This is a genomic window from Anaeromassilibacillus sp. An172 (assembly GCF_002160515.1).
GTDB lineage: Bacteria > Bacillota > Clostridia > Oscillospirales > Acutalibacteraceae > Limousia > Limousia pullorum.
In genome coordinates, this window is record NZ_NFKS01000017.1 from 32094 (window position 1) to 45955 (window position 13862).

General features: G+C 41.9%; 9 protein-coding genes. 6 read left to right on the forward strand and 3 right to left on the reverse strand.

The window, feature by feature from the left end:
• Positions 1-471 precede the first annotated feature (471 nt).
• Complete coding sequence (locus B5F08_RS08765) at positions 472-1245, forward strand: TatD family hydrolase (RefSeq protein WP_087378403.1); 774 nt, start codon at positions 472-474, stop codon at positions 1243-1245.
• 57 nt (positions 1246-1302) lie between these two features.
• Here B5F08_RS08765 and B5F08_RS08770 read toward each other — a convergent pair whose 3' ends face one another.
• Positions 1303-1947 carry a potassium channel family protein gene (locus B5F08_RS08770; RefSeq protein ID WP_087378405.1) on the reverse strand — a complete coding sequence of 215 codons (645 nt, stop codon included), beginning with the start codon at positions 1945-1947 and terminating at the stop codon, positions 1303-1305.
• Between the two features lie 66 nt (positions 1948-2013).
• Entirely contained in the window at positions 2014-3381 is a 1368-nt protein-coding gene (locus B5F08_RS08775) for a TrkH family potassium uptake protein (protein ID WP_330395814.1), read from the reverse strand.
• A 487-nt stretch (positions 3382-3868) separates the two neighbouring features.
• Here B5F08_RS08775 and secA point away from each other — a divergent pair, with 487 nt between their 5' ends.
• From secA to B5F08_RS08795, 4 genes are all read left to right on the forward strand, one after another.
• A complete protein-coding gene (secA, locus tag B5F08_RS08780) occupies positions 3869-6754 on the forward strand; it encodes a preprotein translocase subunit SecA (protein WP_087378407.1) in 2886 nt (961 codons plus the stop codon).
• A gap of 377 nt (positions 6755-7131) precedes the next feature.
• The gene (gene gltX, locus B5F08_RS08785; protein ID WP_087378409.1) at positions 7132-8577 is read left to right on the forward strand and encodes a glutamate--tRNA ligase; all 1446 of its coding nucleotides are present in this window, start codon (positions 7132-7134) and stop codon (positions 8575-8577) included.
• A gap of 20 nt (positions 8578-8597) precedes the next feature.
• Positions 8598-10292, forward strand: a complete 1695-nt coding sequence (locus B5F08_RS08790; RefSeq protein WP_204245179.1) for a glutamine--tRNA ligase/YqeY domain fusion protein — start codon at positions 8598-8600, stop codon at positions 10290-10292.
• A 333-nt stretch (positions 10293-10625) separates the two neighbouring features.
• On the forward strand, positions 10626-11645 hold the full coding sequence (locus B5F08_RS08795; RefSeq protein ID WP_158096269.1) for a YARHG domain-containing protein: 1020 nt from the start codon (positions 10626-10628) through the stop codon (positions 11643-11645).
• A gap of 614 nt (positions 11646-12259) precedes the next feature.
• On the opposite strand, the gene B5F08_RS08800 is transcribed toward B5F08_RS08795, so the two are convergent.
• Positions 12260-12886: a hypothetical protein gene (locus B5F08_RS08800; RefSeq protein WP_087378413.1), complete on the reverse strand. Its 627-nt coding sequence runs from the start codon at positions 12884-12886 to the stop codon at positions 12260-12262.
• A 190-nt stretch (positions 12887-13076) separates the two neighbouring features.
• On the opposite strand from B5F08_RS08800, the gene B5F08_RS08805 reads away from it, so the two are divergent.
• Positions 13077-13754 (forward strand): CpXC domain-containing protein, encoded by a 678-nt coding sequence (locus B5F08_RS08805; protein ID WP_087378415.1) that lies wholly within the window; start codon positions 13077-13079, stop codon positions 13752-13754.
• The last annotated feature ends 108 nt before the right edge of the window (positions 13755-13862 follow it).

Sequence of the window (13862 nt, forward strand, 5' to 3'; positions counted from 1 at the left end):
AGATAGGAATTGTTTTGATTCCGTCTATTTTAATTCCGCCTTGGAAGGGTTTAAACTGGAGGTTGCCGTTGTGCATGCGGCGGGTAAAACTTCTTTTTAGTGGTGAGAGTTCCTATTCTCTGAGTGGAGTTATTTTATCACTTCACGTAGGGGCGGATTAACATATCCGCCCGGTAGCAGTAGGGTTTCTGTTAAAAATAAGTCAGTTTATAAAGCTGAATTTAATTAACAGATGAACCGATTCCACAATTATAAAAATGTTAACGCAGAAGCAGAATTTTTAATTAAACAATAAACAGATAGCGGGCGGATAAAATCCGCCCCTATTTTTAAACAATAAAAATAATCAACCCTAACCGAGAGCGAGCCATTCCAAATAAAAAAGGAAAGGTTTCGCCCGCCTTGAAACGATGTTTATTTCTTAGTCAAACCTTTGCAAGGCGGAAATAAAAAAAGAGAGGTTAAAAAGCTATGGAACCTAATTTTCACAATATATTTGACGTCCACGCCCATTATTATGATGAATGGTTTGACGAGGATAGAGAAAGCCTTTTCGAGCTTTTGCCGCAAAAGGGCGTTTGCAATGTTATAAACGCCGCCGTTGATTTGGAAACCGCTGAAACAATAAAAAACTACAGTGAAAAGGTGGACTATTTTTATTTTGCAGCAGGCTTTCATCCGGAAAATCTTGAAAACCTGCCTGAGGATTATCTCGAAAGAATAAAGCCCTATCTTTCCCACAAAAAGTGTGTGGCTCTTGGCGAAATAGGACTTGACTATTACTGGGATATTCCAAAGGATAAGCAGAAAAAGGTTTTTGAAGAACAGCTTATTCTGGCAAAAGAGCTGGACATTCCTGTTATTGTCCACGACAGAGAGGCTCACGGCGACACACTGGAAATGCTCAGAAAATACAAGCCTAAAGGAATTCTGCATTGCTTTTCCGGAAGCGTTGAAATGATGCGTGAGGTTGTAAAGCTGGGCATGAGTATCAGCCTGGGCGGAGTTGTAACTTTTAAAAACGCCAAACACAGTGTAAACGTGGCAAGCGAAATTCCCCTTGACCGCCTTATGCTGGAAACAGACGCTCCCTACATGGCTCCTGTGCCTTTCCGTGGCAAAAGATGCGACAGTTCAATGATTATCTACTGTGCAAAAAAAATCGCCGAGCTGAGAGGCCTGCCCACCCAGAAGCTTCTGGACATAACCAAAGAAAACGCAGAAAAAATGTTTTTAAATAAATAATTAAACAGAAAAACCGTGGTTTTCAATGAACCACGGTTTTTGTTATAAAGAATTATATTATTTTAAAAGCGGAGCAACGTCTGTGCTGTGTCCCATTATTATAAGTGTTTCGTCACGTCTGAAAACGTGGTCAGGACTTGGGAGAGGGCTTATAACGTCGCCCATCTTTGTTGCCAAAATGCTTATATTGTATTTTGAACGTATTGATTTTTCAATAATACTCTTTCCTACCCAAGGTGTTGGCACGGATATTTCGTATATTGCATACTCAGGTGTAAGCTCGATGTAGTCAAAAACATTCTTTGCGCCGAATTTCATGGCAAGACGCTCTGCTGTTTCCTTTTCGGCATAGATTACATAGTCTGCGCCGTTTCTCAAAAGGAGCTTTTTGTGAACCTCTGTATCGGCTCTGGCGATTACGAATTTTGCTCCGAAATCCTTCAAAAGAACTGTGATTTCCAAAGCACTTGGGAAGTTGTCGCCGATTGCCACAACGCAGATGTCAAAGTTTGCAACTCCGAGAGAACGGATAAACTCTTCATTCGTGCAGTTGCCTATTTCGACATTTCTCACATATTTTAACGCGCTTTCGGCACGCACTTCATCTTTGTCAATGGCAAGAACTTCGTTGCCCTCTTCGATGAGCTTTTTTGACATGAATATTCCGAATCTGCCAAGACCAATAATAAGAACGCTTTTCATTTTTGTTTCCTCCGTAAAAGGTCTGTTTTCTTTTATGTTTTTCTAAGTGGTAAAATTTATTCTAAATCAGCCGATTTGAATTTTTTCCTGTGGAAGTCTTGAAAGCGGTGAAAGATGTTCCGCTGAGAATGCGAAAAGAATTGTGAGAGAACCAACTCTTCCGAATATCATAAGAAGAACAAGAATTATTTCCGAAACAACGGAAAGTCCCGGGGTTATTCCCAAGGTAAGTCCTACGGTAGCAATTGCCGAAACACATTCAAACATGGCGGCGTTAAGTGTAACACCTTCAATGGCTGAAACCGCCATTGTTGCTGCTACGGAAAGCACAAGGTACATTGCCACAACGGTGAAAGCTCTTTTTGCTACATCGTCGTCAATTCTTCTTCTGAAACATTCGATTGACTTCTTTCTTTTAAATGTGGAAATAATACTTAAAAGAAAAACCACAAATGTGGTTGTTTTAATACCGCCGGCGGTAGAACCCGGGGAACCGCCCACAATCATAAGACAGATTATCAAAAACTGGCTGGCATGGGTGAGATTTGCAAGGTTTACCGTGTTAAATCCTGCGGTTCTGGCGGTTACAGACTGGAACAGGGAATTTAAAATCTTTTCACTTATTGACTTGCCCTGAAACTCAGTTCCCTTAATCTCGCAGAGGAAAATAATCAAAGCACCGGAGATTATGAGAAATGCGGTAAAGGTGAGAACAATTTTACTGTGAAGCCTTAAATATTTAAAGCGTCCCTTGTTTGTAACAATATCGTTCCAAACAAAAAATCCGAGACCGCCCACTATAATAAGAAGCATGATAATCAGATTAAAATACCAGTCTGCCTGTACGCTTGTAAGGGAAGAGAAAGCCTGTCTGTATCCCATAAGGTCAAAACCTGCGTTGCAGAATGCGGAAATGGAATGGAATATAGAATAAAAAATACCCATACCGATTCCAAGCTGTGGTATAAAGTAAAAGGACAGCAGAAACGCTCCGATTGCTTCAATAAGCATAGAGCCCATAAAGATGAACTTTGTGATCTTGACTATTCCTCCAAGCTGAGGCATCGCAACGGATTCCTGCATGAGAACACGCTGGGATAAGCCGATTTTTCGCTTAGTAAGGGTAATAAGAGAAATTGCCAAGGTCATAAATCCTATACCGCCTATCTGTATCAGCGCCAAAATAACAATCTGTCCGAACATGGACCAGTATTGATATGTATCAAACCTTATAAGTCCGGTAACACAGGTGGCTGAGGTTGCGGTAAAAAGTGAATCTACAGGGGATGTGAATATCCTTTCCTTTGAAGATATGGGAAGCATCAAAAGCAAAGTTCCCAAAAGGATTATAACACAATAGCCCAAGAGTATCTTTTTCATAGTTGAAATATTTCTGATTTTTTTCATAACAGAAATCTTTCCTATATCGCTCAAAAAATCATCTCCCGAACAAAATTTTTTTATTTGAAAATAAGCCTTCAAAAATACACATGTGAAAGCTTAGGATATATTATAGCACATAAAAAATAAAATACAATTTCTTTTCAATTATTTTTTCAGTTCTTATCACAAAGTAAAAATAAGGCGGTTATTTATAGCGGAATTTGTGTTTTTTGAACGTAAAAAAGTAAATTAAGGTAATATTTGAGAGTTTTATTTTTCTTATTGTGTGAAAATCAATTTATAAATCTGCCGGCACTTTCAAAAAAGGGTTTATTTTTTCATAGTTACATGATATAATATTAAAGATTATTTATAATGTGTAGTATGCCTATTTTCAGACAGAGGTTTTTGCACGTTTAAAATGACAGTCACAGATTCATGTAACGAAAAAAATGCTGTTGTTTTTCCTATTAAAAATGAAAACAGCAGGTCTTAATAGAAAGAAATCCCTCGGGATAGATGAAAGGATGAACAGTTTATGAGTCTTCTTAAAACATTGTTCGGCAATTACAGTAAAAAGGAGCTTAAAAGAATTCAGCCCATCTGCGACAAGGTTCTTGCCTTGGAGGATAAGTATGCGGCGATGACCGATAAAGAATTAAAGGCCCAGACACCTTTGTTTAGAGAAAGATTTGAAAAGGGCGAGTCTTTGGACGATATTCTGCCTGAGGCTTTTGCCGTTTGCCGTGAGGCTTCCTGGCGTGTGCTTGGAATGAAGCACTTCCCTGTACAGATTATCGGCGGTATTGTTCTTCACCAGGGAAGAATTGCAGAAATGAAAACCGGTGAAGGTAAAACACTTGTGGCTACACTTCCTGCATACCTCAACGGTCTTACCGGAAGAGGCGTACATATAGTAACCGTCAACGATTACCTTGCACGCCGTGACTCCGAATGGATGGGTAAGCTTTACAGATTTTTGGGACTTACCGTTGGACTTATAGTTCACGACCTGGATAACGATAAGAGAAAAGCCGCTTATGATGCGGACATCACCTACGGTACAAACAACGAATTGGGCTTTGACTACCTCCGTGACAACATGGTTGTTTACAAGGAGAAAAAGGTTCAGAGAGAGCATGTGTTCGCTATCGTGGACGAGGTTGACTCAATCCTCATCGATGAAGCCAGAACACCTCTCATTATTTCCGGTAAAGGCGACAAGTCCAGCGACCTTTACGAAAGAGCAGATAAATTCGCTCAGACCCTTACATGTCACAAGTTTACAGAGATAGACGCTAAAGAGGACATGGAGGATTATTATAAGGAAAACAAAATCGACTTTATAGTTGACGAAAAGGCAAAGACCGCAACACTTACCCAGCTTGGTGTTAAGAAAGCGGAGGAATATTTCCAGCTTGAAAACCTTACAGACCCTGAAAACCTTACAATCCAGCACCACATAAACCAGGCTATAAAGGCCCGTGGAATTATGAAAAGGGATATCGACTACGTTGTTAAGGACGGCGAAGTTATAATCGTTGACGAGTTCACCGGACGTCTTATGTACGGAAGAAGATACAACGAGGGACTTCATCAGGCTATTGAGGCAAAAGAGGGCGTTAAGATTGAAAGCGAAAGCAAAACCCTTGCAACAATCACATTCCAGAACTTCTTCCGTCTTTACAAAAAGCTTTCCGGTATGACCGGTACAGCGGCAACAGAGGAAGCCGAGTTCCGTGAAATCTACATGCTGGACGTTGTGGAGATACCAACAAACAAGCCTTTGGCAAGAAAGGATTTGCCTGACCTTGTTTTCCGTACCGAAACAGGAAAGTTCAACAATGTTATTGAAGATATAATCAAGTGCCACGAAAAGGGACAGCCTGTCCTGGTTGGTACAATTTCCATTGAAAAATCAGAAATCCTCAGCAAGATGCTCAAGCGCAGAGGAATTGAACATAACGTGCTCAACGCAAAACAGCACGACCGTGAAGCTGAGATTGTTGCTCAGGCAGGTAAGTTCGGTGCAGTTACAATCGCCACCAACATGGCAGGACGTGGTACCGATATTATGCTGGGCGGTAATGCTGAGTACATGGCTAAAGCCAAAATGAGAAAGCAGAACATTCCGGAAGAGCTTATTGCCGAGGCAACAGGTTTTGCTGATACAGATAACGAGGAAATCCTTGAGGCAAGAAGAATTTACAAGGAATATTACGACAGCTTTAAGGACGAGATAAAGGAAGAGGCTGAAAAGGTAAGAGCAGCCGGCGGACTTTATATCATGGGTACAGAGCGTCACGAGTCAAGACGTATTGATAACCAGCTCCGTGGACGTTCAGGACGTCAGGGCGACCCGGGTACCAGCCGTTTCTATCTCAGCACCGAGGACGACCTTATGCGTTTGTTCGGCGGCGACAGAATGAAAGCCATGATGCAGCGCCTCAATGTTGACGAGAATACACCTATCGAAAACAAGATGCTTTCAGGAATTATCGAAAGCTCACAGGAAAAGGTTGAAAGCCGTAACTTTGCAATAAGAAAGAACGTATTGCAGTACGACGACGTTATGAACAAACAGCGTGAGATAATCTACGGACAGAGAAATCAGGTTCTCGACGGAGAGGATCTCCACGATACAATTATAAAGATGATAGAGGAAACTATTTCCGACGCTGTTTCCAGATATGCTCACAAGGACAGCCACTGGGAGGACTGGAACCTTACAGGTCTTAAAGATTTCTTTAGAGGCTGGGTAATCACAGACGAGGAAAAGTACACCTTTACAGAGGAACAGCTTGAGGACTTGAAGCCTGAAAAGCTCACAGAAATGATAACCGAGGACGCAATGGCTATCTATAAGGAAAATGAAGCAATGCTTCCTGCTGAGGTTATCAGAGAGATGGAGAGAGTTTACCTCTTGAAGAGCGTTGACGTTCACTGGATGGATCACATCGACAACATGGAACAGCTAAAGCAGGGTATCAGACTTAGAGCTTACGGTCAGCGTGACCCGGTTGTTGAATACCGTCTCGAGGGCTTCGACATGTTCGATGAAATGATTGCCATGATAAGAGAGGACACCTCAAGAGCAATGCTGGTAGCTCCAAAGCGTTATGTAAAGATTATGGAGAAGCAGGCAGAGCTTGCAAGACTCAGAGAAGAGGCAGCAAAGAAAGCCGCAGCGGCTCATCAGGTGGTTATCAATCAGGAACAGCAACAGCCTAAGCCTGTTACAGTTCCGGCGGCGGTTCAGGCATCTCTCAAGAGAGAGCAGGTGGCAAAGCCCACTGCAACTTCCGGCGACGGCACAGACACTTCAAGAAAGACAGTTGTTAAGGGCAAGAAGGTTGGCAGAAACGACCCATGCCCATGCGGAAGCGGCAAGAAGTACAAGAAGTGCTGCGGAAAAGACCTTTAATAATTAAAAAATTATGGGCGCACATATCTGTGCGCCCACAGTATCCAGAATAAAGAAAATAAAAGTTAAATAAGAGCGAGCCATTCCAAAGAATAGAGAAAAGGTTTAGCCCGACCTGTGTAGAACATAAAGATTAGATGAACATTTGCAGGTCGGATATAAAAAATAAAGGTTTCGTCCGCCTTGAAACGACGCTTATTTTTAAAGTGAAGTTCTGCAAGGCGGATATAAAAAATACGCCCGACATGTGATGATGTTAATTGAAAAATAAAACCTTTGTATGTCGGATATAAAAAACTCGCCCGACCTGTGTAGAACATAAAGGTTAGATGAAACATTTGCAGGTCGGATATAAAATAAAAAGGGTGGAGGAAAAAATGAAAGTTAGGACAAGATATGCCCCAAGCCCAACAGGATTTATGCATGTTGGAAATCTTAGAACTGCATTGTATGAGTATCTTATCGCTAAATCTCAGGGCGGTTCTTTTGTATTGAGAATTGAGGATACAGATAGAGAAAGACTTGTTGAGGGCGCAGTTGACGTTATATATAATACATTGAAGATTGCAGGCTTAAAGCACGATGAGGGTCCGGATATCGGCGGCGATTACGGTCCTTATGTTCAGAGCGAAAGAAAGGATATGTATCTTCCTTACGCTATGAAGCTTATCGAGGAGGGCAAGGCTTATAGATGCTTCTGCTCCAAGGAAAGACTTGAGAAAATCCAGAACGAGAACGTGGGCGGCGGCTACGACAGACACTGCCGTGATTTGCCTCAGGAGGAAATCGACATACTTCTTGCCGAGGGCGTTCCTTATGTTATAAGACAGAAAATGCCTACAGAGGGAAGCACAACCTTTGTTGACGCAGTTTTCGGTGAAATCACAGTTGACAACAGCGAGCTTCAGGACCAGATTCTTATTAAGACAGACGGATACCCGACATATAATTTCGCCAATGTTATCGACGACCACACAATGGGTATCACACACGTTGTAAGAGGCTGCGAGTATTTAAGCTCCGCTCCTAAATATAATCTCCTCTATGAAGCATTCGGCTGGGAGGTTCCGACTTACGTGCATCTTCCTCTTATTATGGGTAAAAACGAGGACGGCTCTGTTTCCAAGCTTTCAAAAAGACACGGCGCAACAGGCTTTGAGGATTTGCTTAGAGAGGGCTATCTCCCTGAGGCTATCATAAACTATATAGCACTTCTGGGCTGGTGTCCTGCTGATAATCAGGAGATTTTCTCCCTTAAAGAGCTTGAGCAGGTTTTCTCTGCGGACAGAATAAGCAAGTCACCGTCAGTATTCGACTATGACAAGCTTACATGGTTTAACGGCGAGTACATCAGAAGGATGTCCCTTGAGGAGTTCACAGAGCATTGCATGCCTTATTACAAGGAGTTTTTCGGTGACAAGGAAATGCCATGGGAGAAGCTCAGCGCAATTTTGCACCAGCGTGTTACAAAGTTTACACAGATTCCGGAAATGGTTGATTTCTTCAAGGAGATTCCGGAGTACGACGTTTCTATGTTTGTAAATAAGAAGAGCAAAACAAATATGGAAAACGCTCCTGTTATGCTCAAGGCAGTATACGATAAGCTTTCTTCCCTTGAAAGCTGGACTCAGGAAGCTATCCACGACGCTCTTATCTCCCTTGCAACAGAGCTTGGAGTTAAGAACGGAACAGTTATGTGGCCGGCAAGAATTTCAGTTGCCGGAAAAACAGTAACACCGGGCGGCGCAGTGGAAATTCTCGACATTTTGGGCAGAGAAGAGTCCTTGAAGAGAATGGAAGCCGGACTTGCAAAGTTTGAATAATGAGGGACGGAGGAAAGATTATGCCGGAAAATAAAAAACCAGTTGCCGAAGAGCCGGTAATGGCAGGCAACTTTATTCACGATATTATTGAAGAGGAAATCGCCGAGGGCGGCAGATGTGAGGGAAAAAAGGTTCACACACGTTTCCCTCCGGAGCCTAACGGTTATCTCCACATAGGCCACGCAAAGGCTATCTGCATTGACTTTGGTACAGCGGAAAAGTACAAGGGTATCTGCAACCTGAGAATGGACGACACAAACCCTACAAAAGAGGATGTAGAGTATGTTGACGCCATAAAGGAAGATATTCACTGGCTGGGATTTGACTGGGAAGACAGATTTTACTATGCTTCCGAGTATTTCGACGACATGTACAACTATGCCGTTGAGCTTATAAAGAAGGGCCTTGCATATGTGTGCGAGCTTACACCTGAGCAAATGAGAGAGAACCGTGGCGATCTTTCCACACCTGCAAAGTCACCATACCGTGACAGACCTATTGAGGAAAGCCTTGACCTTTTTGAAAGAATGAAGAACGGCGAGTTTGAGGACGGAAAAATGACACTCCGTGCAAAAATTGACTTGGCTTCCGGTAACTTCAACATGCGTGACCCGGTTATCTACAGAATTAACCGTTTGAAGCACCACAGAACAGGGGACAAGTGGTGCATATATCCTATGTACGACTTTGCTCACCCAATCGAGGACGCAATGGAGGGCATCACCCACAGCCTTTGTTCCCTTGAATTTGAGGACCACAGACCTCTCTATGACTGGGTTGTAAATAACACATCTGTTCCGTCAAAGCCACGTCAGATTGAGTTTGCAAGACTTGGTATCAACAACACAGTAATGAGCAAGAGAAAGCTCAGAACTCTTGTTGAGCAGAACTATGTAAGCGGCTGGGACGACCCGAGAATGCCAACACTCTGCGGACTTAGAAGAAGAGGTTATACACCTAAGTCAATCCGCAATTTCTGCGACAGAATAGGCGTTTCAAAGGTTAATTCCATTGTTGAATACAGCTTTTTGGAGCACTGCCTCCGTGAGGACTTAAACGAAAGCGCACGCCGTGTTATGGCTGTTATCAACCCTGTAAAGCTTGTTATCACAAACTATCCTGAGGGCATGACAGAGGAATTTAAGGTTGAAAACAACCCTAACCGCCCTGAGGACGGCGAGAGAACAATAACATTCTCCCGTGAATGCTATATCGAAGCCGAGGACTTTATGGAAGAGCCAATCAAAGGCTATCAGAGATTGTACCCGGGCAACGAAGTTCGTCTTAAATCAACCTACATTGTAAGATGCACAGGCTGCAAGAAGGACGAGAATAACAAGGTTGTTGAGGTTTACGCCGAGTACGACCCGGCAACAAGAGGCGGCAACACACCTGACGGCAGAAAAGTACGTGGCACAATCCACTGGGTAGACGCCAACAACTGCGCCGAGGCAGAAGTAAGACTTTACGACAGCCTTTTCACAGTTCCTGACCCGGACACAGGGGACAAGAACTTCCTTGACTACCTAAGCGAGAACTCATTGAAAGTAATAGAAAACTGCAAAATTGAAAAGTCAGTTGAAAATGTTGAGGCTCCAATGAGCTTCCAGTTTATGCGTCTCGGTTACTTCTGTGTAGACAACAAAGACTCCAAGCCGGGTAATCTTGTATTTAACCGCAGCGTATCCCTTAAAGACGGCTTCAAGAAAAAATGATTTTTTGGTTCCGCCGTGCCAAGGCTTTAGTAGAAAGTTAACAACAGCACAGGTTGGGCGAGACGTTATGTTTAGTTTTTGGAATGGTTCGCCCGCATTTAGATTGAACTTTTTTTATTAAAAAATATATTATTATAACGACAACCGCGGTTTTGGGAATTTGGAACCGCGGTTGTTTGACTGTCAGTCCGATAAAATCAATTTGTCTGAAAATGAGTTTATAAAGATAAGTGATAAATATTGATTTTTTTGGGAAAAGCTGTATAATTATATTTGTCGATATATATGTTTAAAATTTTGGAATTTAAACATAAAACAAAGGAGGTAAAAAAGATGAAAGGTAAAATCAGTAAATCGGTAAGCGTTTTGTTGTCGCTTTTTTTGTTGGTTTCAATGAATACAGTGACTTTTGCCGATGAAACATCCGATGAGGAAAAGTTAAAAGGCGATTTCAATATGGATAATGTTGTCTCTGTTGAGGATATAACCTTGCTGCAAAAGTATTGTGCAACGCTTATATCTTTAGATGACGAAAACTATGATTTTTCCACTGCGGATATTGACGGCAACGGAGAAATTTCAATCACAGACGCAACAATTCTTCAGATAGAAATATCATATAGTTCACCAAGCGACCCGACAGAAACAACCGAGCCGACTGACCCGGCAGAAACAACCGAGGAAACAACAGACCCGGTGGAGACAACCGAGGAAGCAACAGACCCGGTTGAGACAACCGAACCAACAGAGCCGGTTGAAACAACAGAGCCGACAGAGCCGACTGAACCGACAGAGCCAACTGAATCAACCGAGCCGGAAAACGATTATTATATTCTTCCGGAATCCGACATAAGGCTTTTGAACATGAGCGATATAAGGGATTTGTCAGCGGAGGAACTGGAGCTTGCGAGAAATGAAATATATGCAAGACATGGCAGATTGTTTGACACGGACTATATACAAGAATATTTCAGCAATCAGAAGTGGTATGATGGAACCATAGCGCCGGAGGATTTCGATTATGACGTTTTAAGTGAAACCGAGCTTGCCAACGTGTGGTTTATCTATTACTATGAGCATAACGATTACTATATGATTCCCGATTCGGATACACGACTGATAACCGTGGACGATATCAAGTATTTTAACGAAACCGAGCTTGAATTTGCAAGAAATGAGATTTATGCAAGACACGGCAGAATGTTTGTAACGGATTATATCAGGGAACATTTTGAAAACCAAAAATGGTACAGCGGAACCATAGCTCCGGAGGATTTCGATTACGGCGTTTTAAGCGAAACGGAGCTTGCCAACGTGTGGTTCATTTATAATTATGAACATGAAATATACTGAAAAGAGGTTTCATTCCGGATTTTGGAATTAAAAGAATAATAAATCAGCCACGGCTTTTTTATAAAGCCGTGGCTTCCTATTTATAAAATCATGTTCAAAAAGAAAAAACCGCCGCAGCAAAATAAAACCTCGGCGGTAAAATTATAATTGAAATAAAACCTAAGTGAGAGCGAGCCATTCTAAAGACTAAACAGAACGTCTCGCCCGACCTGTAACAACGTTAATTTCCTAAACTAACCTTTGCAGGTCGGAAATAAAATAAACGTTTCGCCCGACCTGTGCAAGGCATAAGATTTAGACTAAACCCATGCATCTTAGATATTAAGAAAAAACAAAGTCAAAATAGGGCGAACCACTCCAAAGATTAAGAAAAACGTCTCGCCCGACCTGTGCAGTACATAAAGATTAGATTAAACCTATGCAGGTCGGAAATAAAATAAACGTCTCGCCCGACCTGTAACGACGTTAATTTCCTAAAATAACCTTTGCTGTAAAGTTGGTAAATATAAACCTAACCGAGAGCGAACCATTCCAAAGATTAAAGAAAAGGTCTCGCCCACCGTGTGCTGTCGTTAACCTCCTACGAAAGCCTTGGCACGGTGGAAATAAAAGAGTTAAAAGGAGAGGTCGTCGGCGGTTTCTTCGTCGTCGGGGGATAAGTCTCTTGTTATTGTTGGCTCAGGCTCGGCGGTTGCTGCCTCTTCTGCGTCCTCGAGAATTAAATCCTCTGTTTCTTTTTCGGCGGCTTCCTTTTCAGATTCGTCCTTGAGAACAGCTTTAAGCTTTTCTGCACGGGCGGCTGCCGCTTCGTCAAAAGGATTTACGTCGTAGTCGTCCTCGTTGGAGCAGGCAAGAGTGATGTCCTCGATATCGTCGGAATCATCTTCGGCTTCTTCATAGGAAGCATTGTCGCCGCAGCATGGGCATACGCAGATGCTTTCTTCATAGGCGGTGAGCTTGTCGTAACGCTCTTTAGCCAGCTTGATTTTCTCTATGGATTCTTCTATTGTATGGCAAAGCTCTTCGTTTTTTTCATTTTCCGGGTCACGAAGATTCTTCATGTAATACTTGCCAAGCTCGATGAAAGCCTTGTCGATAACACGGTTTTCACACTGGATTACCGCCTTGATACGGTTTTTCTGTGCGTGAACTCGGTTCTTTTCAACCAAAGCCTGAGCTGTGTCGGACAAAGTTTCCACAGCGTTTGATACACCTGATTTTACATTGTCAATAATACTCATTGTATGTTCCTCCTGTATGTAAATTTGCTTTCGTGCATTGTTTTTAAAAAATAATAACGATTGGGCAATAACTTTCGTTCCCAATAATACTATTATGGCAGAAATTTCGTCCAAAATCAATAATAATTTAAAAAATTGCTTGATGAATTTCAAAGCTGTTGGTATAATGTTGTAAAGGGGAGTGTTTTTAATGCCAAAAACGGAAATCAAGAAAGTTGTATGTCTTAAATGCGGTAAAACCACAGAGGTAAAGCTTTCAACAAGTATAAACGCCGCTGAGGATTTAAACATGAGAAGAGAACTGCTCTCCGGCAGACTTTTTTCCTTTAAATGTTCTGCCTGCGGATATACCGGAAAACTGTTTTATCCTGTGCTTTACAACGACCCAAAAAATAAATTTATGGTTTACCTTATTCCCGATGTTGACAGATTTCAGATTGCCGATAAGGATATTGAAAAGGACTTTGACGGCGGCGTTGACAATGTGAGAAAGCGCATTGTTCCGGATTTCAACAGCTTTTTGGAGAAAATATATATCTTTGAATGTGGTCTTGACGATATGGCGGTTGAGATTACAAAGCTTGCCATAAGCAATGCTGTTGCCAAGAAATTTGACTTGGAAAAGGTTGAGGACGGATATCTTTCCATGTATGACAGAGAGTCAAATACAATGGGATTTACTTTCTTTGTGGGCGAGGACAGAGAGCCGTATATTCAGAGCGTGCGCCTTGAAATCTACGGAAAGTCCATGAAAATCACAGAGGAGTTTGCCGCAAAGGACAGAAAGCTTAAAGGCTTTTTAAAAATTGATAGAGAGTGGTCAGAAAACATTCTCTACCGCTATAAGCAGAGCAAAAACAATAATTGATTTAAAGCGTAAAAATGCAATTTATCTTAATGGGTATCTTGCATTTTTATTTGTTTTATTGAATATACTGAATTTTTTTGTAATTGAAAAAAACTATTGATATTCAAT